Annotated in this window: 22 protein-coding genes; all 22 read right to left on the bottom strand. The window is 70.1% G+C overall.

The features are described from left to right. Positions 1–6: 6 nt before the first annotated feature. Positions 7–465: a PH domain-containing protein gene (locus J4E04_RS10695; RefSeq protein ID WP_222645245.1), complete on the bottom strand. Its 459-nt coding sequence runs from the start codon at positions 463–465 to the stop codon at positions 7–9. Next, positions 462–947 (bottom strand): 6,7-dimethyl-8-ribityllumazine synthase, encoded by a 486-nt coding sequence (ribH, locus tag J4E04_RS10690; protein WP_027505272.1) that lies wholly within the window; start codon positions 945–947, stop codon positions 462–464. The genes J4E04_RS10695 and ribH overlap by 4 nt, the downstream gene beginning before the upstream one ends. After that, positions 947–2,218, bottom strand: a complete 1,272-nt coding sequence (locus J4E04_RS10685) for a bifunctional 3,4-dihydroxy-2-butanone-4-phosphate synthase/GTP cyclohydrolase II (protein WP_051613220.1) — start codon at positions 2,216–2,218, stop codon at positions 947–949. The genes ribH and J4E04_RS10685 overlap by 1 nt, the downstream gene beginning before the upstream one ends. An 86-nt stretch (positions 2,219–2,304) precedes the next feature. Next, positions 2,305–2,907: a riboflavin synthase gene (locus tag J4E04_RS10680; RefSeq protein ID WP_027505271.1), complete on the bottom strand. Its 603-nt coding sequence runs from the start codon at positions 2,905–2,907 to the stop codon at positions 2,305–2,307. Positions 2,908–2,954: 47 nt separating this feature from the next. After that, positions 2,955–3,953 (bottom strand): bifunctional diaminohydroxyphosphoribosylaminopyrimidine deaminase/5-amino-6-(5-phosphoribosylamino)uracil reductase RibD, encoded by a 999-nt coding sequence (gene ribD, locus J4E04_RS10675; protein ID WP_490150534.1) that lies wholly within the window; start codon positions 3,951–3,953, stop codon positions 2,955–2,957. Between the two features lie 29 nt (positions 3,954–3,982). Further along, a complete protein-coding gene (rpe, locus tag J4E04_RS10670; RefSeq protein ID WP_056444707.1) occupies positions 3,983–4,651 on the bottom strand; it encodes a ribulose-phosphate 3-epimerase in 669 nt (222 codons plus the stop codon). A gap of 30 nt (positions 4,652–4,681) precedes the next feature. Continuing rightward, entirely contained in the window at positions 4,682–5,407 is a 726-nt protein-coding gene (locus tag J4E04_RS10665) for an SGNH/GDSL hydrolase family protein (protein ID WP_490150465.1), read from the bottom strand. 46 nt (positions 5,408–5,453) lie between these two features. Then, positions 5,454–7,025 (bottom strand): RsmB/NOP family class I SAM-dependent RNA methyltransferase, encoded by a 1,572-nt coding sequence (locus J4E04_RS10660; RefSeq protein WP_490150464.1) that lies wholly within the window; start codon positions 7,023–7,025, stop codon positions 5,454–5,456. Continuing rightward, positions 7,022–7,945, bottom strand: a complete 924-nt coding sequence (gene fmt / locus J4E04_RS10655) for a methionyl-tRNA formyltransferase (RefSeq protein WP_490150463.1) — start codon at positions 7,943–7,945, stop codon at positions 7,022–7,024. Before fmt ends, J4E04_RS10660 begins: the two co-directional genes overlap by 4 nt. 5 nt (positions 7,946–7,950) lie before the next feature. Next, positions 7,951–9,918 carry a primosomal protein N' gene (locus tag J4E04_RS10650; protein WP_490150533.1) on the bottom strand — a complete coding sequence of 656 codons (1,968 nt, stop codon included), beginning with the start codon at positions 9,916–9,918 and terminating at the stop codon, positions 7,951–7,953. A gap of 110 nt (positions 9,919–10,028) precedes the next feature. Further along, positions 10,029–11,243 (bottom strand): methionine adenosyltransferase, encoded by a 1,215-nt coding sequence (gene metK / locus J4E04_RS10645; protein WP_027505264.1) that lies wholly within the window; start codon positions 11,241–11,243, stop codon positions 10,029–10,031. 105 nt (positions 11,244–11,348) lie between these two features. Further along, positions 11,349–12,659, bottom strand: a complete 1,311-nt coding sequence (coaBC, locus tag J4E04_RS10640; protein WP_056444715.1) for a bifunctional phosphopantothenoylcysteine decarboxylase/phosphopantothenate--cysteine ligase CoaBC — start codon at positions 12,657–12,659, stop codon at positions 11,349–11,351. Further along, positions 12,656–12,961: a DNA-directed RNA polymerase subunit omega gene (rpoZ, locus tag J4E04_RS10635; protein WP_027505263.1), complete on the bottom strand. Its 306-nt coding sequence runs from the start codon at positions 12,959–12,961 to the stop codon at positions 12,656–12,658. Before rpoZ ends, coaBC begins: the two co-directional genes overlap by 4 nt. Positions 12,962–13,025: 64 nt before the next feature. Further along, complete coding sequence (gmk, locus tag J4E04_RS10630; protein ID WP_056445214.1) at positions 13,026–13,595, bottom strand: guanylate kinase; 570 nt, start codon at positions 13,593–13,595, stop codon at positions 13,026–13,028. Positions 13,596–13,668: 73 nt separating this feature from the next. Beyond that, positions 13,669–13,989, bottom strand: a complete 321-nt coding sequence (gene mihF / locus J4E04_RS10625; protein WP_027505261.1) for an integration host factor, actinobacterial type — start codon at positions 13,987–13,989, stop codon at positions 13,669–13,671. A gap of 192 nt (positions 13,990–14,181) precedes the next feature. After that, positions 14,182–15,024 carry an orotidine-5'-phosphate decarboxylase gene (gene pyrF, locus J4E04_RS10620; protein ID WP_490150462.1) on the bottom strand — a complete coding sequence of 281 codons (843 nt, stop codon included), beginning with the start codon at positions 15,022–15,024 and terminating at the stop codon, positions 14,182–14,184. Continuing rightward, complete coding sequence (gene carB / locus J4E04_RS10615) at positions 15,021–18,425, bottom strand: carbamoyl-phosphate synthase large subunit (RefSeq protein ID WP_051613218.1); 3,405 nt, start codon at positions 18,423–18,425, stop codon at positions 15,021–15,023. Before carB ends, pyrF begins: the two co-directional genes overlap by 4 nt. Next, positions 18,425–19,579, bottom strand: coding sequence for a glutamine-hydrolyzing carbamoyl-phosphate synthase small subunit (carA, locus tag J4E04_RS10610; RefSeq protein WP_490150461.1), 1,155 nt, complete (start codon positions 19,577–19,579; stop codon positions 18,425–18,427). Before carA ends, carB begins: the two co-directional genes overlap by 1 nt. Then, positions 19,576–20,079, bottom strand: coding sequence for a PH-like domain-containing protein (locus J4E04_RS10605; RefSeq protein WP_027505258.1), 504 nt, complete (start codon positions 20,077–20,079; stop codon positions 19,576–19,578). Before J4E04_RS10605 ends, carA begins: the two co-directional genes overlap by 4 nt. After that, complete coding sequence (locus J4E04_RS10600) at positions 20,080–21,396, bottom strand: dihydroorotase (protein ID WP_490150460.1); 1,317 nt, start codon at positions 21,394–21,396, stop codon at positions 20,080–20,082. It abuts the gene before it with no gap. Beyond that, the gene (locus J4E04_RS10595; RefSeq protein ID WP_490150459.1) at positions 21,393–22,352 is read right to left on the bottom strand and encodes an aspartate carbamoyltransferase catalytic subunit; all 960 of its coding nucleotides are present in this window, start codon (positions 22,350–22,352) and stop codon (positions 21,393–21,395) included. The genes J4E04_RS10600 and J4E04_RS10595 overlap by 4 nt, the downstream gene beginning before the upstream one ends. After that, positions 22,349–22,924: a bifunctional pyr operon transcriptional regulator/uracil phosphoribosyltransferase PyrR gene (pyrR, locus tag J4E04_RS10590; RefSeq protein ID WP_027505255.1), complete on the bottom strand. Its 576-nt coding sequence runs from the start codon at positions 22,922–22,924 to the stop codon at positions 22,349–22,351. The genes J4E04_RS10595 and pyrR overlap by 4 nt, the downstream gene beginning before the upstream one ends. Positions 22,925–23,014 lie beyond the last annotated feature (90 nt).

Below are 23,014 nucleotides of genomic sequence, written 5' to 3'. Positions count from 1 at the left end.
CCTCGGTCAGCTCGCTGCGGCGTACTTCTGCTCGAGAGAGCGGAACGTACGCGCGGCGTGCACCGCGTACTCGCGATCGTTGGACTGGATCGCCATGACCGGCACGTACTCGTCGTCCGGCAGTTCCACGCGAGCCCAGCTCGATCCGGGCGAGAAGGACAAGCCGCGCACGAGGTCCCAGGGAATCAGTTTCTCGGTGACGAGGTTGCGCACCAGCACGCCCTGCGCACCGACCTTGATCCGCGGACGGGTCAGCAACAGCACGCCCGCCGCCATGCCACACCCGATGGCGATCATCGCGAACTGGTCCACGCGCTGGAAGAACACGCCGGTGTTGCCGGTCCGCAGCAGAATCCCCAGGGTGGTGTGCACGATGACGAGGAGAGCGGCGACACCGACGGCGTACTTCGCGCTCTTGCGCGGCCGCGCCTCGAGTTCCCACTGCTGACTCGGTGCGTCGGTCACGACGGACTCCCGTGACGCAGGCCCTTCAGCGTCAGCGCCGTGTCGACGGCCGCCGCGACGGCCTGCGCACCCTTGTCCTCCTTGGACCCGGGAAGACCTGCGCGATCGAGAGCCTGCTGCTCGTCGTTCACGGTGAGTACTCCGTTGGTTACCGGGGTGGACTCGTCCAGCGACACTCGGGTCAGCCCGGCGGTCACGGCGTCGCACACGTACTCGAAGTGCGGTGTCCCGCCCCGGATCACGACGCCCAGAGCGACCACCGCGTCGTGGGTGCGGGCGAGCTGCTGTGCGACCACGGGGATCTCGATGGCTCCGGCGACACGCACGAGAGTCACGTTCCGCAGTCCCACCTCGTCGGCCTTGCGGAGTGCGCCGTCCACGAGTGCGGTGCTGACCTTCTCGTGCCACTGGCCCGCGACGATCGCGACCTCGAGGTCCTCGGCGCCCGAGAGCTGCAGGACCGGTTCGCCCTCGCCGCTCATCAGAGGCCGCCCGCGTCGGGGGTGACCACCGGCGTCTCGAAATCGTCCAGTCCGACGAGGTCGTGGCCCATCCGGTCACGCTTGGTACGCAGGTAGGTGAGGTTCTCGGCGTTGGCACGCAGCGGCATCGGCACCCGCTCGGTGATGTGCAGGCCGTAGCCGTCGAGGCCGACCCGCTTCGCCGGGTTGTTGGTCAGCAGACGCATCGACGAGATGCCCAGGTCGACGAGGATCTGCGCTCCGATGCCGTAGTCCCGCGCGTCGGCGGGCAGGCCGAGCGCGAGGTTGGCGTCGACGGTGTCGGTGCCGGCGTCCTGCAGCTGGTAGGCCTGCAACTTGTGCAGCAGGCCGATGCCACGGCCCTCGTGACCGCGCATGTAGAGCACCACTCCGCGACCCTCCTGCGCCACCATGTCGAGCGCCGCGTCCAGCTGCGGACCGCAGTCGCAGCGCAGCGAGCCGAACACGTCCCCGGTCAGACACTCGGAGTGGACGCGGACCAGCACGTCGCTGCCGTCGCCGTCGGGCCCGGCGATGTCGCCGCGCACCAGCGCCACGTGTTCGACGTCCTCGTAGACGCTCTGGTAGCCCACCGCACGGAACTCGCCGTGCGCCGTCGGGATGCGCGCCTCGGCGATGCGCACCACGTGCTTCTCGTGCTTGCGTCGCCACGCGATCAGGTCGGCGATGGAGATGAGCGCGAGGTCGTGGTCGTCGGCGAAGACACGGAGCTCGTCCGTGCGGGCCATCTCGCCCTCGTCCTTCTGCGACACGATCTCGCAGATGACGCCGGCCGGGCGCAGATCCGCCATCCGGGCGAGGTCGACCGCGGCCTCGGTGTGGCCGGGGCGGCGCAGCACGCCGCCTTCCTTCGCCCGCAACGGGACGACGTGACCGGGACGGGTGAAGTCGTTCGCACCGGTGTCGGGGTCCGCGAGCAGACGCATGGTCGCCGCGCGGTCCGATGCCGAGATGCCCGTACCGATACCGACGCGAGCGTCGACGGTCACGGTGTACGCGGTGCCGTGCTTGTCCTGGTTCGTGGAGTACATGGGAGGCAGTCCGAGGCGATCGCAGTCCTCGCCCGACAGCGGAACGCAGAGGTATCCCGAGGTGTACCGCACCATGAAGGCCACCAGCTCGGGTGTGGCCTTCTCTGCGGCGAAGATGAGATCGCCCTCGTTCTCGCGGTCCTCGTCGTCGACGACGACGACGGCCTTGCCGGCGGCGATGTCGGCGACAGCGCGCTCGATGGTGTCGAACCTGGTCACGCCGTGCGCTCCCCACGTCTGCTGCCCGCAGTGTCGGGCAGATCCTGTGTTCTCAAGACTACGACCCCCGCTGCGGGGGCCGATGTTCAGTCGACCTTCTGCAACCGCTCGACGTACTTGGCGATCACGTCGACCTCGAGGTTGACCTGCGTTCCCGCCTCCGCCTCGCCCAGTGTGGTGAGCGACAGGGTGGTAGGAATCAGGGAGATCTCGAAGTACTGATCGTCCTTCTCGCCGCCCAGTGCGGACACCGTCAGCGACACCCCGTCGACCGTGATGGACCCCTTGTGCACGACGTATCGCGCGATGTCACGGGGCAGCGATATGCGTACCACGGTCCAGTTGTCCGACGGGGTGCGCGAGAGCACCACCCCGGTCCCGTCGACGTGGCCCTGGACGAGATGCCCACCGAGCCGCGACGCGAGCGAGGCGGCACGCTCGAGGTTGACCGGTGACCCCACGGCCAGGGACTGCAGTGACGAACGGTTCAGTGTCTCCTGCATCACGTCGGCCGTGAACGCGCCGTCCGCGACCTCGACGACGGTGAGGCACACACCGTTCACGGCGATCGAATCCCCGTGCGACGCATCGGAGGTGACCAGCGGGCCACGCACGGTGAAGCGAGCCGCGTCCGCCAGATCCTCCTTGGCGGTGACACTGCCCAGTTCCTCGACGATTCCGGTGAACATGCTCGTCATCCTCTCGGCACCAGCTGGTGCAGTGATCTCTGTTCGGCTCAGTGGTCGGACGACCGTAGCGGAGCGAGTCGGACGAGCAGATCGTCGCCCAGCGTCTCCACCGACTCTCGTCGAAACCTCATCGCATCGGCAATTGTTCCGACACCCGTCCCCCGCACGGCTGTCGGACCCTCGCCCAGCGCGACAGGGGCGAGGTACGCCGTGACGCGGTCGACCAGGCCCGCCGACAGGAACGCTCCGGTGAGGGTCGATCCGCCCTCCAGCACCACGTCGGTCAGATCAGCGAGGGCCTCCATCACCGCGAACGGGTCGCGGGTCCGCACGATGCGGGTGGGGGCGGAGTCGTCGAGGATCCGAGACCCGGCAGGGATGTCGCGCAGCCCGACGACCACGCGCACCGGCTGGTGCGCAGCGAGCGACCCGTCGGGCAGTCGCGCCGTCAGCACCGGATCGTCGGCGAGCACGGTCCCGGTACCGACCACCACCGCATCGATCCGCGCGCGCTCGGCGTGGACGTGTGCGCGAGCGGTCTCCCCCGTGATCCAGCGGCTGGTGCCGTCCGGCGCCGCGGTGCGGCCGTCGAGCGTGGCGGCGTACTTCCACGTGAGCATCGGGCGCCCGGTGCGCTGCCGATGCAGCCAGGCACGCATCGGCCCGGCCTCGGCGAGATCGGCGAGAACGCCGGACCGTACCTCGACGCCGGCACCGCGCAGAGTCTCCGCGCCGCCTGCCGCCAGCGGGTTCGGATCGCCGAGCGCGTGCACGACGCGGACGACACCCGCGCGCAGCAGCGCCTGCGAGCACGGACCCGTGCGTCCCGTGTGGTCGCACGGCTCCAGCGTCACCACGGCGGTGCCGCCGCGCGCTCGCTCGCCCGCCTCCGCGAGCGCGGCGATCTCCGCGTGGGGGCCGCCCGGTGCCGCGGTGGCGCCGACTCCGACCACCAACCCGTCCCGGTCCAGGACGACGGCGCCGACGGGAGGATTGGGAGTGCTGACACCGCGCGCCGCGACCGATGCCTCGATCGCCCGCCGCATCGCGGCATCGATCGGGTCGAGGCTCCCGGTCACCGGCCGGACAGGTGGGGCGACGCGCTCGCGGCGGACTCACGCAGCGAACGCACGGCACCCGCGGGGTCACTGGTCGAGTACACCGCCGAGCCCGCGACGAAGCAGTCGATGCCCGCGGCAGCGGCCTGCTCCACAGTGTCGGCGTTGATGCCGCCGTCGATCTCGATCACCAGCGTCAGTTCACCCGAATCGACCAGCCGGCGGACGGCGCGAGCCTTGTCCAGCACCTCCGGCATGAAGCTCTGGCCGCCGAATCCCGGTTCGACGCTCATGATCAACAGCGTGTCGAAGTCCTTCAGGACCTCCAGGTACGGCTCGATCGGGGTACCGGGCTTGACCGACAGCCCGGCCTTCGCGCCCGCCGCCCGGATGTCGCGGGCGACGGCGCGCGGATCGTCGGTGGCCTCGGCGTGGAACGTCACGTTGTACGCGCCGGCCTCGGCGTAGGGCGGCGCCCAGCGGGCCGGGTCCTCGATCATGAGGTGACAGTCGAGCGGGATGTCGGTCGCCTTCAGCAGGCTCTCCACCACGGGCAGACCCAGGGTGAGATTCGGGACGAAGTGCGCGTCCATCACGTCGACGTGCAGCCAGTCGCTGCCCGCGACGGCCGCGGCCTCGTCGGCGAGCCGCGCGAAATCGGCGGACAGGATGGACGGTGCGATCATCGGGTGCTGCGGAGTCGGGGCCACGGGCGATCAGCCTAGTAGGTCCGGATCCACCTGCATCAGAGCGTCGTCGATGTGGCCGGCGAGGAGGTACTGACCCTCGTCGGTCGGGTGATCACCGTCGTCCTGGATGATCAGCGGGTCGGCCAGCCACTCCTGCGGCAGCGCGTCGACGTAGTCCAGCCCGGCCGACACCGCGGCGGCGGAGACCGCGGCGTCCACGTCCCACATGTCCTCGCTCACCGGCTCCCCGCTCCAGATCGGTCCGATGACGACGATGCGGGCCTCGGGTGAGCGCTCGCGCAGCGACGCGTACAGGTCGGTGGCGTCGGCGAGCACGTCCGCCGGATCCGCGTCGACGTCGTTCTCGCTGCCGACCACGAGGATGACCGTCGGGTTCTCCTCGGTGGCATAGGCGACCTGGTCCGCGAAGGTGCCGAGATAGTCGTCGCCCGCCTCGTAGCCGGCGCCGCCCAGGCTCGCGTTGGTCACCTCGAATCCGTGTTCCTCCGCCAGGACGTCCGGCCAGACCACGTCGTTCATGGAGCCGGCGGAGAACGAGTCGCCGATCACCGACACGCGGACCGCGCTCCACTCCGACTCTGCCGCGACCACCCGCTCCGCGGCGGCGGTCCTCGCCGAGGCCGTCCCTGCCGTCACCGACGGGGACAGCGAGCAGCCACCCAGCACCGCGACCGAGGCGAGGGCGGCCACCGCTGCCCCGGCCGTGCGGTGTCGAGGGAGTCGCGGAGTCACGTTCCTGTTGTACCCGCGAGTCGTTGCCGACCGGTAACGAGCGCGGTCAGGAGGCATCCTTGCGCAGCGCGGCGAAGAACATCGCGTCCGTTCCGTGCCGGTGCGGCCACAGCTGCACAGACGTTCCCGAGGCCGCCCGCGGCACGCCGGGCGCGAGCGTCGCGGTGTCGAGCGCGGTCAGACCGTGACGTCGGACCGCATCGGCCACGACGCCGACCGTCTCGGACAGATGCGGCGAACACGTCGAGTAGACGACGACTCCGCCCGGCCGCACCAGCTCCACTGCTGCCGCGAGCAACTCGCGTTGCAACGTCACCAGACCCGCCACGTCGCTCGCCTGACGACGCCACCGCGCCTCGGGTCGACGACGGAGTGCACCCAGACCGGTGCAGGGTGCGTCGACGAGGACGCGGTCGTATCCCGCGTCCAGTCCGCTCGCGCGACCGTCCACCGCGTGCACGGTGACCGGGAGATCCCGCACCGTCTTGCGCACCAGGTCGGCTCGATGCTCGGACGGTTCCACGGCATCGACCGTCGCACCGTCGATCGCCGCGATGGCGCCGAGCAGCGCAGCCTTGCCGCCGGGGCCGGCGCACAGATCCAGCCACCGACCTCCGTCCGGCCCGTCGAGCTCCGCGAGCGTGAGAGCCCGAGCGACCAGCTGACTGCCCTCGTCCTGGACGCCGGCCAGCCCCTCACGCACGGCGTCGAGACGACCCGGATCGCCGCCACTGTCCAGATGCACCGCATAGGGCGACCACGGTCCGGGCTCACCGCCGGTGATCGACGCGAGCTCGTCCGCCGAGATCTCGCCGGGCCGCGCCACCAGGTGCACCAGCGGGCGGGCGTCGTCGGCGGCGAGCGCCTCGTCCAGCTCCGCAGCATCCGCTCCCAACGCGTCGTTGAACGCCTGTGCGATCCAGGCGGGATGTGCGTGCCGGAACGCCGAGTGACCCACCGGATCTCGCTCCGCGTCGGGAGCCAGCAACTCGATCCACTCTGCTTCCGTGCGCTCGGAGACCCGGCGCAACACGGCGTTGACGAACCCTGCCTGCCCCTGCCCGGCCTCGCTGCGCACCAGGTCGACCGACGTCGCCACCGCCGCGTGCGGAGCCACCCGCGTGCGCAGCAACTGGTACGCACCGAGCCGGATGACGTCCAGCAGTCGACCGTCGATGTCCGACACCGGACGCGAGGCCGCGTGCTCGACGACCGCGTCCAGCACCCCCTGCGCGCGGGCCGCGCCGTAGGCCAACTCCGTCGCGAGGGCGGCATCAAGCTCGTTCAACCGGCGATCCCGGAGCAGACCCGGAAGCACCAGGTTCGCGTACGCGTCACGTTCCCGCACCGCGCGCAGGACGTCCCGTGCCGCGATCCGTGCGGGGTCCAATCCCGCCTCGGCAGGATTGGGTCGACCCGGCTGCTTCGGACGCGAATTCCCGGACCGACCACCGGCCTTGCTCGAACCCCCGGCCACCGACGGCCGGCCTCCGGCCTTCCCGCCATCCGGCCGGCCGCCGGCCTTCCCGCTCTCACTCGGCCGGCCTCCGGCCTTCCCGCCGGCCTTCCCGCCACGCTTACGAGGACCGCCGGACCCCGGTGTCTGCTCACCGCTCATCGTGCAGTCGCTCCGTTCACATCGCGGGCGCCGCGCGCCCAGTCGGTCGCTGCCATCTGCTTCTTGCCGTGCGGCTGCACGAGCCCGAGCGACACGGCCGTCGTCGCGGTACCCACCAGGACCGCCTTCTTCCGTACCTCGACGCGCCCGGGTTCGAGCTCCTCGTCGGTGATCGTCACCGGACCGATCTTGACGCGGACGTCGCCGATCTCGGTCCACGCTCCGGGTGCCGGTGTCACACTCCGGACGTGCCGGTCGATCAGGTGCGCCGGGCGACCGAAGTCGATGCGGGCCGATTCCACGGTCACCTTGGGCGCGTGTGACACGCCGTCGCTCGACTGCGGAACCGCCTGCAGTGCACCGTCGTCGATCCCGTCGAGGGTGGACGCGAGCAACTGGCTCCCGCTGTCCGCGAGCCGGTTCAACAGATCCCCGGCGGTGTCCGTGGGGCGCACCCTCTCGGTCACGACGCCGTACACCGGACCGGTGTCCAGCCCCTGCTCGAGGAGGAACGTCGACGCGCCGGTGACCTCGTCACCCGCGGCGATCGCGGCCTGCACCGGCGCGGCCCCGCGCCAGGCCGGCAGCAGGGAGAAGTGCAGATTGATCCAGCCGTGTCGCGGAATGTCGAGCAAGGGCTGTGGCAGCAGCGCGCCGTAGGCGACGACGGGACAACAGTCCGGTTCCAGATCGCGGAGCGCGGCCATTGCCTCGGGGTCGGACGGCTTCGCGGGCTGCAGCACCGGGATGCCGTGCTCGTCGGCCAGCATCGCAACGGGCGATCGCGCGACCTTGCGCCCTCGACCGGCCACCGTGTCGGGTCGGGTGAGCACACCGACCACCTCGTGACGGGAGGAGTCGAGCAGTCGCCGCAGCGACGGGAGAGCGGGGTCGGGAGTACCGGCGAAGACGAGGCGCACGCCGTTCACCCTATGCGGAGCGGGTCGACCTGGATTCGCAGCGCCGACGCGGTCTTCTTCGCTCCCACCACGGCCCGTGCCTCACCGAGTGCGCGGGAGAGGGCGGCACCGGACGATCGCGGGACGCGGACCAGCATCCGCTCGACGGGCGCGGACGAGTCGGCGTCGATCTCGCTGCCGAACGGCAGCCGATCGCCGGGTGGCAGGTCCACGGGTCCCAGCGTGACGGCGTCGTCCGGGAGCCGCGCCGAGTCCAGCAGGGCGCGCAGCGATTCGGTGGTGCCGTCCACGGCGGCGATGTGCACCGCGGGTGGAAACCCGACCTCGGTGCGTTCGGAGAGTTCGGTGCGCGCGTGTCCGACGGGGTCCCACCGCACCAATGCCTGCACGGTGGGCAGTCCCGAATCGGCGACCACGACCACCTCACCGCCCTCGGCCGACGGGCGCACGAGGGTGGCGGCGGCCATCCAGCGGCGAAGGGTCTGCTCTGCGGCGCGCAGATCCGCTCGACCCAGCAGCGCCCACCCGTCCAGCAGCAGCGCGGCACCGTAGCCGCCGTCAGCGACGGGTTCGGCGCCCACGGTGGACACGACGATGGCCGGGCCGGCCGGCACCGTGTCGAGCACCGAGGTACCGCCGGACTGTCGCACGGTGACGCCGCTGAACGCCCGGCCCAGCTCCTCGGCGGTCCGTCCTGCGCCGACCACGACGGCGCGCAGTGCTCGTGAACCGCACGTGGGGCACGAGTACGACGGGTCGGCGGTGCCGCACCACTTGCACGTGGGGCTGCCCGCGCCGTCGGCACCGGGCGCGGACGGCAGCGCCAGGGGTCCGTGGCACCGTCGGCACCGGGCGGGCGTCCTGCACTTGGAGCAGGCGAGGGAGGGCACGTACCCGCGCCGCGGGACCTGGACCAGCACGGGGTGCCCGGCGGTGAGCGACGCTCGGGCCGCCGCGAAGGCGATCGCCGGGAGTCGCGCCGCGCGCGCTCCGGGGTCGCGGGCGAGCGCGTGGTCGCTGTCCGCGAGGGCGGTGACCCGTGGAACGCGCCCGCGGACGGTGTCACGGGTGGCCACGAGATCGTGCGCCCACCCCGTCTCGACCAGAGCCTGTGCCTCCGCCGTCCGGGAGAAACCGCCCACCACGGCGGCGCACCCGGCTCGGTGTGCACGCAGCAACGCGACCTCACGGGCGTGGGGGTACGGCGCACGCGGCTCCGACAACGAGTCGTCGCCGTCGTCCCAGACGACCATCAATCCCGGGTCGTGCACCGGGGCGAAGACGGCGCTGCGCGTGCCGATCACGACGCGAGCGCGGCCACGAGCGGCGGCGAGCCACCGTCGGTAGCGTTCGGCGGGACCGAGCCCCGCGGCGAGCGCGACCACCGCGTCGTCGTCGAGGACGGCTCGGCAGGCCGTGTCCACGCGATCGAGATCGCGCTGGTCCGGGACGACGAGAACGGCTCCCCGTCCCGACGACACGGCCACGGCTGCCAGGTCGGCGAGCCGGGCGGCCCAGTCCTCCCCCGGCAACGCCTGCCAGACCGCCCGCGGCGCCCGACCGCCGCCGAGCGCGTCGAGGAACTCGGCGCCGTGCCGGTACGCGGACCACTCGTCGCGGCGAAGGACGGGGATCGACTGCGCACCGGAGGCGAGAGATTCGTTCTCCACCCGCGCGTGTCGGGGTGGAACCGCGAGACGAAGAACGTCCGGACGGGTGCCGGCGTAGCGCGTGGCGACGGCGTCGACGAGACCGAGCAGTTCGGGGCCGAGCACTGGCTCGGCGGAGACCACCTTGTCGAGGAAGCCGAGCTTCCCCGGATGGTCGCTGGTGTCGAGGCGGGCGAGCAGGAACCCGTCGACCAGACGCCCGGCGAAGCGGACGCGCACACGCACACCGGGTTGCGCCACGGCATCGAGTTCGGCGGGGACGACGTAGTCGAAATCGCGATCGAGGTGGGACAACGCGAGCATGGGAAGCACGCGGGCAATGGGCCGGGTGGGGGCCGGTGAGCGCACACCGGATGCGGTGGCACTCACCGACCGACCCCTTTCAGACGATGATCACGAAGTGGAGCGAGACGTCACAGACCTGCGGCGGACCGCAACTTCTCGGCACGGTCGGTGTTCTCCCACGGCAGATCGATGTCCGTGCGGCCGAAGTGGCCGTACGCCGCGGTGGGCGCGTAGATCGGACGCAGCAGGTCCAGATCACGGATGATCGCGCCGGGACGCAGGTCGAACACGTCGGTGATGGCGGACTGGATCTTGAGCGGATCCACGTTCTCGGATCCGAACGTCTCGACGAAGAGACCGACGGGAGCGGCCTTGCCGATGGCGTAGGCGACCTGCACCTCGACTCGTTCTGCGAGGTCTGCGGCCACGACGTTCTTGGCCACCCACCGCATCGCGTACGCAGCGCTGCGGTCGACCTTCGACGGATCCTTGCCCGAGAACGCGCCGCCGCCGTGGCGGGCCCAGCCGCCGTAGGTGTCGACGATGATCTTGCGACCGGTCAGGCCGGCGTCGCCCATCGGCCCGCCGAGGACGAACTTGCCGGTGGGGTTGACGAGCAGGCGTACCGACGAGGTGTCGAGCGAGTCGTGCCCGAGCTCGGCCAGTACGGCCTCGAGGACATGGGTCCGGATGTCCGGGGTCAGCATGTTGTCGAGATCGATGTCGGCCGCGTGCTGGGTGGAGATGACCACGGTGTCGAGGCGAACGGCCTTGTTGCCCTCGTACTCGATGGTGACCTGGGTCTTGCCGTCGGGACGCAGGTACGGCAGCACCTCGGTCTTGCGCACCTCGGTGAGGCGACGCGACAGCCGGTGCGCCAGTGCGATCGGCAGCGGCATGAGCTCGGGCGTGTCCTTGATGGCGTAGCCGAACATCAGGCCCTGGTCGCCCGCACCCTGACGGTCGATCTCGTCGTCGGTCAGACCCTCGACGCGGGACTCGTGCGAGTTGTCGACGCCCTGGGCGATCTCGGGCGACTGCGCGCCGATGGCGACGTTGACCCCACAGGAGTTACCGTCGAAGCCCTTGGCCGACGAGTCGTAGCCGATCTCGAGTACCTTCTCGCGCACGATGTGCGGGATGTCGGCGTACGCGGTGGTGTTGACCTCACCGGCGACGTGAACCTGCCCGGTGGTCACCAGGGTCTCGACGGCGACGCGTGCGCGCGGATCGTCGGTCAGGAGCGCATCCAGGATGGAGTCGCTGATGGCGTCACAGATCTTGTCGGGATGACCCTCGGTGACGGACTCGCTGGTGAAGAGCCGACTGGCGGACGTGCTCACAGATGTTTCCTCTCGTACACGCATGAATGTGTCGACATGATCGAACCGCTCCCCGAGACGCCAGTCGACGATAGACGGAGCCACCGACGTCTCGAGTACTGCGGGTCACCGCGAGTCGTCGGCGCTCGTACACTCCTGCGACGTCGGTGACGGTTGACGCACGCGCAACAGGGGCACCAACGCATCGATCACACGAGACGACATGAGCGCCTTCGATCCGTGTTCGAGCGCCAGCTCGGTCCCGTCCGCGGACAGGATCCAGCCGTCGTTGTCGTCCATCTCGAATGCTTTACCCTCACCGACCGCATTCACAACCAGGAGGTCGCACTTCTTGCGTGCCAGCTTGGCGCGGGCGTGCGTCAGCACGTCGCCGTGCTGGTCGCCGGTCTCGGCCGCGAAGCCGACGATCGCGGCGTCGGCGGCCAGGTCACCGGCATCGCGTGCCGCGACGAGGCCGGCCAGGATGTCGGCGTTGCGCGTGAGCGGGATGGTGTCCGGCTCGTCGGCACCCTTCTTGATCTTGCTGGTGGCGAGCGTCGTCGGCCGGAAATCGGCGACGGCGGCGGCCATGATCACGGCGTCGGCACCGACGGCGGCGGCCGTGACCGCGGTTCGCATGTCCTCGGCGGTGCGGACCGTCTCGACGCGGACACCGGCAGGAGCGGACAGGTCGCTGGTGTAGCCGGAGATCAGCAGCACGTCGGCACCGCGCTGGGCGGCGACCCGCGCGAGCGCATAACCCTGCTTGCCTGAGCTGCGGTTGCCGAGGAACCGCACCGGGTCCAACGGCTCGCGCGTGCCGCCGGCGGAGACGACGACGCGCCGCCCCTCGAGGTCACGAGGCAGCGCATCGGGTCGCTCGAGCAGCAGCTCGGCGATGCCGGCGATCTCGTCCGGCTCGGGCAGACGGCCCGCTCCGGTGTCCTTGCCGGTGAGCCGACCCGAGGCCGGCTCGATCACCGTGACACCGCGTCGGCGCAACGTCGCGACGTTCTCGACGGTCGCGGGGTGGTCCCACATCTCGGTGTGCATGGCCGGCGCGAACACGATCGGGCACCGCGCGGTGAGCAACGTCGCCGTCAACAGGTCGTCGGCGCGTCCGGCAGCGGCCCGCGACAGCAGGTCGGCCGTGGCCGGGGCGACGACGACGAGATCGGCGTTCTGGCCGAGGCGGACGTGCGGTACCTCCGGCACGTCGGCGAACACTCCGGTGTGCACCGGGTTGCCCGACAACGCCTCGAAGGTCGCCCGGCCGACGAACTGCAGCGCCGACTCGGTGGGGACGACGCGGACGTCGTCACCCGCCTCGGTGAAGTGGCGGATCAGCCCGCACGCCTTGTACGCGGCGATCCCTCCCCCGACACCGACCACGACGTGACGCCGTGTCGTCGTGTCCGAAGGAGACAGGGAACTCACTCGCCTTCGACGTGCTCGAGAAGGTCGGCGTGGATCTCGCGCATGGCGATGGACAGCGGCTTCTCCTGCAGACCCGGTTCGACGAGGGGGCCGACGTACTCGAGGATGCCGTCACCGAGCTGGTTGTAGTAGTCGTTGATCTGACGCGCGCGCTTGGCGGCGTAGATGACCAGCGCGTACTTCGACGACGTCCGGTCCAGCAGCTCGTCGATGGGCGGGTTGGTGATGCCCAGCGGGGTGTCGTACGTCGCCACGTCGATACGGGAGAAGGAATCGGACACGTTCGCCAAGGGACTACTCACAAATGCTCCTGAAGATTCACCGGGGCGGATGCCTCGGAAGAGAAAACTGGTGTTACCTGTGCGGTCACGCGGTCCCGAACTCACCGTTCGGGACGCCACCGACCAACAAGGATACCAACTCCGCGCACGCTCGGTCGACATCGTCGTTCACGATGACCGTGTCGAACTCGTCGGAGGCCGCCAGTTCCTCGCGCGCGGTCTCGAGCCGACGCTCGATGACGTCCTGCGGTTCGGTGCCGCGGCCGGTGAGCCGACCCACCAGCACGTCCCAGGAGGGCGGCGCGAGAAACACGAGCAGAGCCTCCGGGGCGGCGGCACGGACCGCGCGCGCACCCTGCAGATCCACCTCGAGGAGAACCGGCTCACCGGCGGCGAGCGCGCGACGCACGGGCTCGGCGGGCGTACCGCTGCGGTGCAGGCCACGGTGGATCTCCGCCCATTCGAGGAGATCACCGGCCTCGATCATGCGATCGAACTCCGCTGCGTCCACGAACCGGTAGTCCTGTCCGTGCACCTCGCCGGGGCGGGGATCGCGCGTCGTCGCCGACACGCTGAAGTACAGATCGGGAAGCTGCTGACGCACCTTCGCGACCACACTGGACTTACCGACGGCGGAAGGGCCGGCCAGTACCACCAGCCGGCCCTTCCTGAGCGAGGAGTCCTCGCTCGACACTGCCGTCGACTCGTTGTCGGTCGACACGTCGCTGTCAGGCCTCGAAGTCGAACCTGGCGAGAAGCGCCTTGCGCTGACGATCGCCCAGTCCGCGCAGGCGGCGGGTGGGTGCGATCTCCAGCTCGGTCATGATCTCCTGAGCCTTGACCTTGCCGACCTTGGGCAGAGCCTCGAGCAGTGCGGACACCTTCATCTTGCCGAGGATCTCGTCCTCTTCGGCGTCCTTGAGGACCTGCTTGAGGTCGGTTCCGCCGCGCTTGAGGCGTTCCTTGAGCTCAGCCCGGACACGACGAGCTTGTGCCGCCTTCTCCAAGGCAGCAGCGCGCTGCTCATCGGTCAACTGGGGAAGGGCCACGGTTCCTCCGTCTCATCGGTGAATCTCTGTCGAGAAGTGCATTCCGTACTCGCGTCACGCGATGTGCGCGAGCCGGCCGTTCTGGTACATCCAGTCACTGCCACCGGATTGACCAGCGGCGATAGCGACCGTACCCGGGCAGGGCGCCGATTGCGAACTTGCCCCCCGCCGCCGTGTCGCCGCGATGGTGGTCTATGCGAGGGCGTGCTCGACGGTGTCGCGAGCGACGATCGCCGCTCCCCGTAGAGCGGCCACGTCCGGACCGTGTCGCAGGACGTCGCGGGAAGAGTTGGGCAGCAACAACTCTGACGAACCCTGGAACAGGGAGGGCAGGTCCAGCGCGGTGGCACCCTGGGCGCCGAGTCCGGGCGCGAGGATCGGCCCCGAGAACGTCCGCAGATCGAGCCCGTGTCCGCGTGTCGCACCCACCACGAGACCCATGACGTCGTCGTTCGCCCCCGTGTTGACCGCCGCGGCCTCGTCGACCACGGCCTGCGCGACGCTCGCACCGGTGGCGGTGACCGCCTGTTGCAGCGCCGCGCCCTCGGGATTCGACGTGCGTGCGAGCACGAACAGGCCGCAGCCGTGCTCAGTCGCCTGCTCGACGAACGGCGTCAGCGCACCCACCCCGAGGTAGGGCGAGACCGTCACGGCGTCCGAGGCGAGTGGTGAGGACGGGTCCAGCCACGCCCGGGCGTACGCCTCCGACGTGGACCCGATGTCCCCACGCTTCGCGTCCGCGACGACGAGCACGCCCGCCGCACGCAGATCGGCGATGGTCCGCTCGAGCACGGCGAGTCCACCGGACCCGAAGCGCTCGAAGAACGCCACCTGCGGCTTGACCACCCCGATGTCCGACGCGAACGCCTCGACGCAGAGCCGCGCGAAGCGGTCGAGGCCCGCCACGGTGTCGTCGAGGCCCCACGACGCGAGGATCGCGGAGTGCGGATCGATGCCGACACACAGGCGTCCCCGCGACCGGACGGCCGCGGTCAGCTTCCTGCGCCACACCCCGGCCTCCGGACTACCGGTCACCGAGGGGTGACCGGGTCGGTCGTGGCCGTCGGCCCGGTGCCCGCTCGCAGGTACGTCGTCAGCGAGCTGTGCAGATCCTGGAGCGACTGCACCCCGATGTCGCCGCGGATGCTCGCCTCGATCCCCTGCACCGCGGCCGCGGCACCCTGCACGGTGGTGATGCACGGGATGTTGCGCGCCACCGCGGCGCTGCGGATCTCGTACCCGTCGACCCGCGGGCCGGAGTTGCCGAACGGTGTGTTGAACACCATGTCGACCTCCCCTTCGCGGATCAGGTCCACGATGGTCCGCTCACCGTCCTCGAGCACGTCGGAGTGCTTGCGCACCACGTCGCTGCTGATGCCGTTGCGGCGCAGCATCTCCGCCGTTCCCTCGGTCGCGAGGATGCGGAAGCCCAGATCGGCGAGCCGCTTGACCGGGAACACCATCGACCGCTTGTCGCGGTTCGCGATGGACACGAAGATCGACCCCGTCGTCGGCAGCGAGCCGTACGCGGCGGTCTGGCTCTTCGCGAACGCGGTCCCGAAGTCCGCGTCGATTCCCATGACCTCGCCGGTCGACTTCATCTCGGGGCTCAGGAGGGTGTCGACGCCACTGCCGTCCGCCTTGCGGAACCGGTTGAAGGGCAGCACGGCCTCCTTGACCGCGACCGGTGCATCGAAGGCAGCGTGCCCGCCGTCACCGGTGGGCGGCAACACGCCGTCCGCCCGCAACTCCGCGATGGTCGCACCCAGAGCGATCCGGGCCGCGGCCTTCGCGAGCGGCACCGCCGTGGCCTTGGAGACGAAGGGCACCGTGCGGCTCGCACGAGGGTTGGCCTCGAGCACGTAGAGCACGTCGTCCTTGAGGGCGTACTGCACGTTGAGCAGCCCGCGGACCCCGATCCCGAACGCGAGCGCCTCCGTCGATCGGCGGACCGCGTCGATGTCGGTGCGGCCGAGCGTGATCGGGGGCAGCGCGCACGCGGAGTCGCCGGAGTGGATGCCGGCCTCCTCGATGTGCTCCATGACGCCGCCGAGGTAGACCTCGGTGCCGTCGCACAGGGCGTCGACGTCGATCTCGATCGCGTCCTCGAGGAACCGGTCCACCAGCACGGGGTGCTCCGGCGTGAGCTCGGTGGCGCGGGAGATGTAGTCGTCCAGCGACGCCTCGTCGTAGACGATCTCCATGCCGCGTCCGCCCAGCACGTACGACGGACGCACGAGCACGGGGTAGCCGATCTCGCTCGCGATACGCTTCGCGCCGTCGAACGTGGTGGCCGTGCCGAACTTCGGCGCGGGCAGACCGGCGGCGACGAGCACCTCACCGAACTCCTTGCGGTCCTCCGCCAGGTCGATCGCCTCGGGCGACGTGCCGACGATCGGCACACCGGCGTCCTGCAGTCGCTGCGCGAGACCGAGCGGCGTCTGCCCACCGAGCTGGCAGAGGACACCGACGACACCGGGTCCGCCCTCGCCCGACTCCTTCTCCGCCAGGTACACCTCGAGCACGTCCTCGAACGTGAGCGGCTCGAAGTACAGACGATCCGCCGTGTCGTAGTCGGTGGAGACGGTCTCGGGGTTGCAGTTCACCATCACGGTCTCGTAGCCGGCGGCCGAGAGCGTCGTGGCCGCGTGCACGCACGAGTAGTCGAACTCGATGCCCTGGCCGATGCGGTTGGGACCGGAGCCCAGGATGAGCACCTTGCCGAGCGTGGTCTGCGGGGCCACCTCGGTCTCCGCGCCGGGATCGAGCTCGTAGGTGGAGTAGTGGTACGGCGTCTTCGCCTCGAACTCCGCGGCGCACGTGTCGACGGTCTTGAACACGGGCCGCACTCCCAGCCGGTGGCGCAGCGAGCGCACCCCGTCCTCCCCCGCGAGCTCGGGACGCAGTGCCGCGATCTGCCGATCGGACAGGCCCGAGTGCTTCGCCCGACGCAGCAGGTTCTCGTCGAGGACGGGAGCGTCGAGCAGCCGGGTCCGCAGTTCCACCAGACCGGCGATCTCGTCGATGAACCACGGGTCGATACCGGACGCGGCGGCGACCTCCTCGACGGTGCCGCCGAGGCGCAGTGCCAACTCGGCGTCGTAGATGCGTCCCTCGGTGGGAACCTTCAGGTCGGCGAGCACCGCCTGCAGATCGTGCGCCCGGTCCCCTGCCAGCACCTCGTCCGACGTGGTCCAGAATCCGGTGGCCTTGGTCTCGAGCGACCGCAGCACCTTGCCGAGCGCCTCGGTGAAGTTGCGGCCCAGGCTCATCGCCTCGCCGACCGACTTCATCGTCGTCGTGAGGGTGGCGTCGGCGCCCGGGAACTTCTCGAACGCGAAGCGCGGCGCCTTGACGACGACGTAGTCCAACGTCGGCTCGAAACAGGCCGGTGTCTCGCCCGTGATGTCGTTGACGATCTCGTCGAGGCTGTACCCCACCGCGAGCTTCGCCGCGATCTTGGCGATCGGGAATCCCGTCGCCTTCGAGGCGAGTGCACTCGACCGCGAGACGCGCGGGTTCATCTCGATGACGATCAGACGACCGTCCTTCGGATCGATCGCGAACTGGATGTTGCATCCGCCCGTGTCGACGCCGACCTCGCGGAGGATGGCGATGCCCAGATCGCGCATCTTCTGGTACTCGCGGTCGGTGAGCGTCATCGCCGGAGCGACCGTCATGGAGTCGCCCGTGTGCACACCCATCGGGTCGACGTTCTCGATCGAACACACGATCACCACGTTGTCGCGGTTGTCGCGCATCAGCTCGAGCTCGTACTCCTTCCATCCGTAGATGGACTCCTCGATGAGCACGTTCGCAGACGGCGACGCGGCCAGTCCGCCGCCGGCGAGACGCTCGAGATCCTCGGTCGTGTACGCCATGCCGGAGCCGAGCCCGCCCATGGTGAAGCTGGGCCGGATGACGACGGGCAGGCCGAGTTCGGCAACGGTGTCGTGCACCTCGGCCATCGTGTAACAGACACGCGACCGGGCACTCTCGCCGCCGACCTTCGCGACGATGTCCTTGAACTTCTGGCGATCCTCACCACGCTGGATCGCCTCGAAGTCGGCTCCGATGAGCTCGACGTCGTACTTCTCGAGGATCCCCTGCTCGTGCAGCGCCACCGCGCAGTTGAGCGCCGTCTGGCCGCCGAGGGTGGCGAGCACCGCATCGATGGGATGGCCCTCGGCCTTCTCCTTCGCGATGACCTTCTCGACGAACTCCGCCGTGATGGGTTCGACGTAGGTGGAGTCCGCGAACTCGGGGTCCGTCATGATCGTCGCCGGGTTCGAGTTCACGAGGCTGACCCGCAGGCCCTCCTCGCGGAGCACACGGCAGGCCTGCGTTCCGGAGTAGTCGAACTCGCATGCCTGACCGATGACGATCGGTCCGGATCCGATGACCAGGATGTGCTGGAGGTCTGTGCGCCGTGGCATTACTGGCCGGCTTTCTTGTCGAGGAGCTGCAGGAAACGGTCGAAGAGGTACTCGGCGTCGTGCGGACCGGCCGCGGCCTCGGGGTGGTACTGCACCGAGAACGCCGAGTCGTCGAGCAGGCGGACACCTTCGACGGTGCCGTCGTTCGCGCACGTGTGGCTGACGATCGCCCGGCCGAACGGGGTGTCGAACTCCTCGCCGGCTTCGCCCTCGAGTGCGAACCCGTGGTTCTGGGCCGTGATGGAGATGCGGCCCGTGCCGTGTTCGATCACCGGGATGTTCATGCCGCGGTGACCGAAGGTCATCTTGTAGGTGCAGCGGCCGAGGGCGCGGCCGAGGATCTGGTTGCCGAAGCAGATGCCGAACAGCGGGGTGCCGTCGCCGAGCACCTGCTCGGTCAGCCGCACCACGGAGTCCGCGGTGGCCGGGTCGCCCGGTCCGTTGGACAGGAACACGCCGTCCGCGCCGAGTGCCCGCACCTGGTCGATGTCGGCGTTCGCCGGGACCACGTGGACCCGGATTCCCCGCTGCGCGAACATGCGCGGCGTGTTCGACTTGATGCCGAGGTCGACCGCGACGACCGAGTACCGGGGCTCGCCCTCGGGGTCGACCGTGTAACCCTCGGTCGTGCTCACCTCGCCCGCCAGGTCCGCACCCACCATGCTCGGCTGGCTGCGCACGGTCTCGATCAGCGCGTCGACGTCGGTGAGGGCCTCGCCGGAGAAGATGCCGGCCTTCATCGACCCGCGGGTGCGCAGGTGCCGCACCAGCGCGCGGGTGTCGATCTCGGCGATGCCGACGACGTCCTGCCGCGCCATCTCCTCGCCCAGGGTGCCGGTCGAGCGCCAGCTCGAGCTGCGGCGGCTGGGGTCGCGGACAGCGAACCCGGCGACCCACATACGGGAGTCGTCGGCGTCGCCGGTGCGTCCGACGGACTCGTTGTCCTCACCGTTCCAGCCGGTGTTGCCGATCTGCGGGGCCGTGGCCACCACGATCTGGCGGTGGTAGCTCGGATCGGTCAGCGTCTCCTGGTAGCCGGTCATGCCGGTGCAGAACACCGCCTCGCCCAGGGTCGAACCCCGGGCTCCGAACGCGGTGCCACGGAAGATGCGCCCGTCCTCGAGGACCAGTGCCGCGGCGTCCTGGGTGCTCACGCGGTCTCCTTCTCGTCACTGCTCGTGTCGTCCACCCACTGCGGGTAGACCGTCTTGTCGTCGGCTCGGAAGCCGGTGTCGATCTCGGTGCCGGTGGGCAGTTCCCAGCGGACGACCAGCAGGCCGTCCCTGGTCATGACCTTGCCGGCGAGGCCACGTTCGGTCCGCACGGCGCGGAGCGAGTCGGCGGGCATCCAGATGTCGGACTCCCCCGTGCGCTCGAGCAGGATGCCCGTCTCGTAGCGCGTCAGCGTTCCGGTGGCGCGATGGCCCATGTCGCCCACGGCGATCCGGTTCTGCCAGCTCGGGGCCAACGTCGATCCCACGTACAGACCTGTGCAGGCCGGGGTGACGACGGCGCCGAGCTGTTCCGGCACGGCCGGGAGGGTTCCGATCGCGTCGGCCTGACGCTTCTGACGGTTCTTCCAGCCCCAGATGATCAGGCCGATCATGGCGACCCAGAACACGAGGAAGCCGACCACCAACAGCACTCTGTCCATCTAGTTCATCCCTCCCGATGGCGCGGCCGCGACTCCGTCGCGGCTGGTGATCCGTCCGCGCAGCAGCGTCGCGGTGACCTTCGCGGGCAGCTCGAGCGACTCGTACGGGGTATTGGCGGACAGCGAGGCCAGATCCCTCGGGACGACGGTCCACCGGACGTCCGGATCGACGATCGTCAGGTTGGCGGGCTCTCCGACCGCGATGGGCCGACCCTGGTCGGTGAGCCCGACGATCTCCGCCGGTCGCTCGCTCATGACCCGTGCGACGCCGCGCCAGTCGAGCAGACCGGTCTCCACCATGGTCGTGACGATCACCGACAGGGCGGTCTCGAGGCCGAGCATGCCGGGCCGGGCCTGCGAGAACTCGCAGCACTTGTCCTGCTCGGCGTGCGGCGCGTGATCGGTGGCCACGCAGTCCACGACACCCGAGGCCAACGCCGCGCGGAGTGCCTGGACGTCGGAGGCCTCCCGCAGCGGCGGGTTCACCTTGTTCACGGCGTCGTAGGTCTCGAGACGCGAGTCGTCCAGGAACAGATGGTGCGGTGTCACCTCGGCCGTGATGGCGATGCCCTGCTTCTTCGCCCAGTCGAGGAGCTCCACGGTGCCGGCGGTGGAGGCGTGGCAGATGTGGACGCGGCTGCGCGCGTCCCGCGCGAGGATCGCGTCGCGGGCGACGATGGACTCCTCCGCGGACCGGGGCCATCCGGTGAGACCCAGGCGCGCCGCGGTCGGACCCTCGTGTGCGACGGCACCTTCGGTGAGCCGCGGCTCCTCGGCGTGCTGGGCGATGAGCACTCCCAGGCCGGCCGCGTACTCGAGGGCACGGCGCATCAGCAGTGGGTCGGCGACGCAGTGACCGTCGTCCGAGAACATCCGGACCGCACCGACACCGGCGTTCATGGTGGCCATCTCCGCCAGGGCCTTGCCCTGCAGGCCCACGGTGACGGCGCCGACGGGGTGGACGTCGACCAGCCCGACCTCCTGTCCGCGACGCCACACGTGGTCGGTGACCACCACGGAGTCCGCGACCGGAGAGGTGTTCGCCATCGCGAAGACGGCGGTGTATCCGCCGAGAGCTGCTGCGGCGGAACCGGTCTCGATGGTCTCGGTGTCCTCGCGGCCCGGCTCCCGGACATGGGTGTGCAGATCGACGAAGCCGGGCAACAGAACGCCACCGGCACCGTCCACGATCTCGGCACCCTCGGGAACGGTGACGTCCGCGCCGATCGCGTCGATGACACCGCCCGACACCACCACGTCCACGGGATCACCCTCGCCGTAGGGGCGCACCGAGCGCAGCACCACGGTCCCGGTCATCGCGCGAGTCCCGGTGTCGGATCGGACCCGATGAGCAGGCGGAACAGCACTGCCATACGCACGTGCACTCCATTCTGGACTTGTTGCAGGACCGCGGTCTCGGGTGCGTCGGCGACCGAGAAGCCGATCTCCATGCCGCGGAGCATCGGACCGGGGTGCAGCACCACCGCGTGGTCGGGAAGCAGATCGAACCGCTTCTGCGACAACCCGTATCCGATGGAGTACTCCCGCGCCGACGGGAAGAAGCCACCGTTCATGCGTTCGGCCTGGACGCGCAGCATCATGACGGCGTCGAGCGCCGGCAGTTCGGAGTCGAGCGACGGTGCCACGGTGACGGGCCAGGTCTCGATGCCGACCGGCAGCAGAGTGCGCGGCGCGACGACCACCACCTCGGCACCGAGCGTGGCCAGCAGGAACGCGTTGGACCGGGCGACGCGGCTGTGCAGGACGTCACCGACGATGGCGATGCGGCGGCCCTCGATTCCGCCGAGACGCTGGCGCAGCGTCAGCGCGTCGAGCAGCGCCTGGGTGGGATGCTCGTGCGTGCCGTCCCCGGCGTTGATCACGGCCGGACCCGAGCCGTCGGACAGGGCCGTCCACTGGGCGATGCGGTGCGCCGCACCGGACGCGGGGTGCCGCACGATCAGGGCGTCCGCGCCGGCCGCTCGCAGCGTGAGGGCGGTGTCGCGCAGCGACTCGCCCTTCGACGCGGAGGAGCTGCTCGCGCTGACGTTGACGACGTCCGCGCTCATCCACTTGCCCGCGACCTCGAACGACACCCGGGTGCGCGTCGAGTTCTCGTAGAAGACGGTCATGACCGTCTTGCCGCGCAGGGTGGGGAGTTTGCGGACGTCACGGCCGAGCAGCGCCTGCTCGAAGCGCTCCGCCTCGTCCAGGATGTCGGTGGCGTCGTCGCGGCTCAGGTCCATCGTCGACAGCAGGTGCCGGGCACTCACGAGAGCTCCACCCCGTCTCGACCGTCGTGCTCGTCGAGCAGCACCGAGACGTCCTCGGTGCGCGCGGTCGGCACGTTCTTGCCCACGTAGTCCGCGCGGAGCGGGAGTTCGCGGTGGCCGCGGTCGATGAGCACCGCGAGCTGCACGGCCCGCGGACGCCCGAGATCGCGGAGAGCGTCGAGCGCGGCGCGCACCGATCGGCCGGAGAACAGCACGTCGTCGACGATCACGACGAGGGCGCCGTCCACACCGGTGTCGGGCATCGAGGTGCGCTCGAGCGCGCGATGGGGCTTGCTGCGCAGATCGTCGCGGTAGAGCGTGATGTCGAGAGAGCCGACCGGCGGGCGGAGTCCGGAGTACTCCTCGATCCGCGCCGCGAGGCGCGTGGCGAGAGTGGAACCGCGAGTGGGGATACCCACGAGAACCAGCGGAGCGGCGTCGGCCGAGCCGAACGCGGTCTTCTCGATGATCTGGTGGGCCATCCGGGCGATGGTGCGGCCGACGTCCGCCGACGACAACAGCTCGCGGGACTGGCCTGCTGGACCGGGGGTACCGGGCTCGTCTGAGGACACGAGAACAGGTGACCTCCTTCTCCGCCTCACTGGACGGATCGTTAAAGGATGTCTGACGCGGTGACTATACCAACCACGCCGGGCTCGAAC

The sequence above is a fragment of the Rhodococcus sp. NFXS4 genome, assembly GCF_058139645.1.
This window is presented reverse-complemented; position numbering and strand designations above follow the sequence as displayed.